Genomic DNA, 5082 nt, shown 5'->3' with positions numbered 1-5082 from the left:
CGCTCGTTTGCGCAGCTCAGGGGGATAGGAGGAAGGGCGTGCCATGACTCGATCCTTTCACGGAATCAAGTCTCCACCGAACCCGGAACGGTTCACAATGGAGTCCCATCGCCTACGAGACAGCACTCGACACAGCATCACCAACCCTGGCCCAAGCCGCATAGGCCGTGTCCAAGATTCCGGGTCAAGACCCACTGCCCCCAAGCCCCACCTGACCGTCCGCTGGGCAACCGGCGGCGGATCACGCGTCGGCCCGAACACCTCACAGACGTCAAGCGAAAGCGGCTCGAGGAACTGCGCGATCGAAACCCCGGGCTGGAGACGACCGTCGAGTACGCCCGCCGCCTGGCACTCATGGTCCGCAATCGACGCAGCGAACACCTGGCCCTCGAAGCCTGGACCGCGGACGTCCGCCTCGACGGTCAACGCGCACTCCGGACTCTGGCCAACGGCATGCGGCGCGACCGCGAACCAATGGCGACAGAGCCCAGAAGCTATGCGAGAGTCCGCTCTTGTGAACGAATCCATCGGCGGGAGCGGCGCGTGCAGGAGCGCAACTCCTCTTCGGGCAAGGCGCCCAGGGATCGAACCCGCTGCCCTACTCCCCCGTATCCACGAAGGTCCCAGCGGTACGCACGACCGCAGCAGTGGATCACGAGGGGATTCCTGTGAGCACCGAGACGTACGACCGGCCGCCCCGCCGCCCGGGGCCGGACATGCCGCGCGGAGAAGTCAGCCTGCAGGAGCCGCCGCCGCTGCCCGAGTCGATCCCCGCGGGGATCAGCGCGGTGCTGATGACACTGCCGATGATGGCCGGCTCCGCCGGCATGATGATGATGTTCATGGGCAACGGCAGCCGTGCCATGGGATACGGTGCCCTGATCCTGATGGCCGTCGGGGCCGTGGCCATGCTGGCCGGGACTATGATGCGCAGCGGCCAGGACCGCAAGCGCAAGCTCAACAGTGAGCGTCGTGACTATCTGCGCTATCTCTCGCAGATCCGGCGCCAAGTGCGCCGTCATGCCGAACAGCAGCGCAAGTCGATCGTATGGCGGCATCCCGACCCGGTCACCTTGTGGTCCATCGCCCTCTCCAACCGCCTGTGGGAACGCCGAGGCAGTGACGAGGACTTCGGCGAGGTACGCATCGGGATCGGTGAGCAGCGACTCGCGGTCCGGCTGAGGCCTCCGCAGTCCAAGCCGGTCGAGGACCTCGAACCGCTCTGCGCCAACGCGCTGCGTCGCTTCATCCGTACGTACAACGTCCTGCCCGAACTGCCCACGGCGGTTCTGCTCCGTTCCTTCTCCCGGGTGCTGCTCCGGGGAGACGAGGAGACCGTGAGGGGACTGGCCCGGTCGCTCATCGCTCAGCTGGCCACCTTCCACTCGCCCGAGGAGCTGCGGATCGCGATCTGCGCGAGTGCCGATCGCCGGGCCGCATGGGACTGGGTCAAATGGCTGCCGCACGCCCAGCATCTGAGCAAGACGGACGCCGCCGGCGCAGTGCGCCTGGTCACCGACAGCTACAGCGAGCTGGAGCGACTCCTCGGCGACGAGTTCGGCGAACGGCCCCGCTTCGAGGGTGCCGCGCGGCCCTCTCCAGAAGAGCCGTTCATCATCGTGCTGCTCGACGGCGCGGCCGTCCCCTCGGGCTCACGCATCGCCGACTCGGGCTTCCAAAACGCCGTGGCCATCGACATCTCCGGCGCCATGCGCTGGAAGAGCGACCGGGGCACCCTTCGCCTGGAAGTCACCGCTGACAAGATCAGCTCGGTCACCTCGGACCAGGCGGGCCGGGAGACCGTCAGCGAGGTCGCGCGCCCCGACGGGCTCGACACGGTGCTCGCCACCTCGCTGGCCAAAATCATTTCCCCCCGTCGGCTCGGCACCGACGCCGTGGCGGCCGATCCTCTCGCGACCGACCTCGACCTCGTCTCCCTGCTCGGAGCCGGTGACGCCCGCGACTTCGACCCGCTGGCGCTCTGGGCCAGTCGCTCCCCGTGGGACCGGCTTCGGGTCCCGATCGCCGTGTCCCAGGACGGCGAGGTCATCGAGCTCGACATCAAGGAAGCCGCACAGGGCGGCATGGGCCCGCACGGCATGCTTATCGGTGCCACCGGCTCGGGCAAGAGTGAACTGCTGCGCACCCTAGTCCTGGGTCTCGCCATGACCCACTCCTCCGAAGTGCTCAACATGGTCCTGGTCGACTTCAAGGGCGGCGCGACGTTCCTCGGCCTCGACGAACTGCCGCACACCTCCGCCGTGATCACAAACCTGGCCGACGAGCTACCGCTTGTCGACCGTATGGAGGATGCGATCCAGGGCGAACTCATGCGCCGGCAGGAGTTGTTGCGCAAGGCCGGTTACAGCTCGCTCGCCGACTACGAGAAGGCGCGGGTCCAGGGGACCCGGCTCGACCCGCTGCCGACCCTTCTTGTCGTCGTCGACGAGTTCAGCGAAATGCTCAGCATGCGCCGGGAGATGATCGACCTCTTCGTCATGATCGGGCGACTCGGACGCTCCCTCGGTGTCCACCTGCTTCTGGCCTCGCAGCGCCTGGACGAGGGGCGCGTCCACCAACTGGAGTCCCACCTCTCGTACCGGATCGGACTGCGTACCTTCTCCGCCACAGAGAGCCGGAGCGTCCTCGGCGTGCCGGACGCCTACTCCCTTCCGCCCACTCCCGGCTCCGGCTATCTGAAGACCGGCACGAACCCACTGGTGCGCTTCAAGGCGGCGTACGTCTCAGGTGTCTACAAGGGCAGGCAGCGCGTGCAGCGCAGCGAGGCCGTGGTACGCCAGCAGATCGTGCCCTTCGACACGGAGTACCGTGAGCCTGCCGCCGTCGAACCGGCCGGCGCCGACGAGGCCACCTCGGGACCCGAAGGTCTGGCCCCTGACACCAACGTCATCACCCCTCCGCCGGGCTCACCGGGACTCGAAGCCGGCCAGCCTGATCCCGATGCGGAGACGATCGCACGTGAGCCGGCCGGACCTGAGCCTGCCGAACCCGTCGGCGAACCGGGCGGGGCCACCGACGAGCCGGAATCGGCCCCCGAGGTTCCGGCAGGTGGGACCGACGGCAAAGAGACGCTGATGAGGGTGATCATCGACCGCATCAAGGGTCAGGGCCCGCCCGCGCACCAGGTATGGCTCCCCCCGCTCTCCGAGGCACCGACCCTGGACGAACTGCTCCCACCGCTCTTCCCCGACCCGGACAAGGGGCTCATTGTCGAGAGCTGGGCTGCCCAGGAGCCCCTCACCGTTCCGGTCGGCATCGTGGACAAGCCGTACGAAGGCGTGCGCGACCTTCTTGTCGCGGACCTGACCGGCGGCGGCGGACACATCGGAGTGGTCGGTGCACCCAAGATGGGCAAGAGTACGGTCCTGCGCACCGTGATCACCGCTCTGGCGCTCAGCCACTCGCCTCGGGACGTACAGTTCTACATCCTCGACTTCGGCGGCGGCAGCATGTCCGTCCTCGGCGACCTGCCGCACGTCGGATCCATCTGCGGGCGTCTCGACCCGGACCGGGTCACCCGGACCCTGGCCGAGCTGGTCGGACTGCTGGCACTGCGTGAACGGCTGTTCGCCGCCCACGGTGTCGCCTCCATGGACGACTACCGCAAGCGGGTCAACGAGCCATGGGCCCAGCAGGACCCGTACGGCGACGTCTTCCTCGTGGTGGACGGCTGGTTCACCATGCGGCAGGACTTCGAGCCACTCGAGTCGGCAATGTCTGACCTGGCCAACCGCGGGCTCAGCTTCGGCATCCACCTGATGGTCTCGGCGACGCGCTGGTCGGAGATCAGGCCCTGGCTCCGAGACCTGCTCGGCACCCGGTTCGAACTGCATCTCGGCGACGCCGTGGAATCCGAGGTCAACGCGCGCGCCGCCGCACTCGTGCCCGCAGTTCCAGGCCGCGGACTCACGAAGAAGGGGCTGCACTTCCTCACGGCAGTGCCACGCATCGACGGTGGCCTCAGCAACGACGATCTCGCCGACGCCACCCGCGAGCTCATCCAGTCCTCCGCCGACAGCTGGTTCGGGCCCAAGGCCCCACCCGTCCGCATGCTGCCCGGAGTCCTGCCGGCCACCGAGCTCCCTCCGGCCGAAGGCGACATGAAGTTCGTGATCGGGCTCGACCAGGCAGGCCTCAACCCTGTCTGGCACGACTTCGGACAGCAGCCGCACATCCTCGTATTCGGAGAGAACGAGACCGGTAAGACCAACTTCCTGCGCCTGGTCGCCCAGGCGGTCGAGCAGAGGTTCAGCAACGACGAGGCACGCATCATGGTCGCGGACTACCGCCGCGGCCTGTACTCCTCCATTCCGAAGGAACGTCAGCTCGGCTACGCCGTGTCCGGTCTGAGCCTGGGCCAGATGGTCGAGGAGGCGGCCGCAGTCCTGCGGGAGCGGCTCCCCGGCCCCGAGATCACCCCGGACCGGCTCGCACTCAAGGACTGGTGGAGCGGCCCCCGGCTCTTCATCCTGATCGACGACTACGACCTGGTCGGCGGCAGCAGCGGGCACTCGAGCCCGCTCGCCCCGCTCCTCGACATGATCCCCTCCGGTGCCGACATCGGCCTCCACCTCGTCGTAGCCCGCTCGGCTTCCGGGGCGAGCCGGGCCATGATGGACCCCGTCATCCGACGGATATGGGAGACCGGCGCTCCGGGCGTACTGCTCTCCTGTAGCCGGGACGAAGGAGCTTTCCTGTCTCCGGACATGCGTCCGCAACTACTCCCGCCGGGCCGCGCGCAGTTCACGAACCGTCGACGCGGGGTCGCGATCATCCAGACCGGCTTTGTCGGAGGCGATGCCTGATGCCGGGCGACTGGGGAGCGGCGGTCGGTCCGCCACGTTCCTGTGACACAGCCGGAAGGTGGGGACCGACCAAGTCTGAGCACGACGACCGGGACCGCCAAAGGGCGAAAGGGCGGATCAAGACAGCTGGACTGCGCCGGGCTAAGGCCACGATGCGAACGATGTCCGCGACCGGGTGCTCCCGCGCTTGAGCATGTTGCGGCAATCTGTGAACGGAAACGAAGAGTCGCTGTGGGAAAGCCGAGAGGGCTTTCCC

General features: G+C 67.8%; 2 protein-coding genes. Both read left to right on the top strand.

Going from position 1 to position 5082, the window contains the following annotated elements:
* Window positions 1-24: 24 nt before the first annotated feature.
* Window positions 25-672 (top strand): transposase, encoded by a 648-nt coding sequence (locus ABT342_RS37870; protein WP_351584094.1) that lies wholly within the window; start codon window positions 25-27, stop codon window positions 670-672.
* Entirely contained in the window at window positions 669-4826 is a 4158-nt protein-coding gene (gene eccCa, locus ABT342_RS37865; RefSeq protein WP_351584091.1) for a type VII secretion protein EccCa, read from the top strand. The genes ABT342_RS37870 and eccCa overlap by 4 nt, the downstream gene beginning before the upstream one ends.
* The last annotated feature ends 256 nt before the right edge of the window (window positions 4827-5082 follow it).

The sequence above is a fragment of the Streptomyces sp. NPDC000410 genome, from assembly GCF_040300305.1.
Taxonomy (GTDB): domain Bacteria; phylum Actinomycetota; class Actinomycetes; order Streptomycetales; family Streptomycetaceae; genus Streptomyces.
This window is presented reverse-complemented; position numbering and strand designations above follow the sequence as displayed.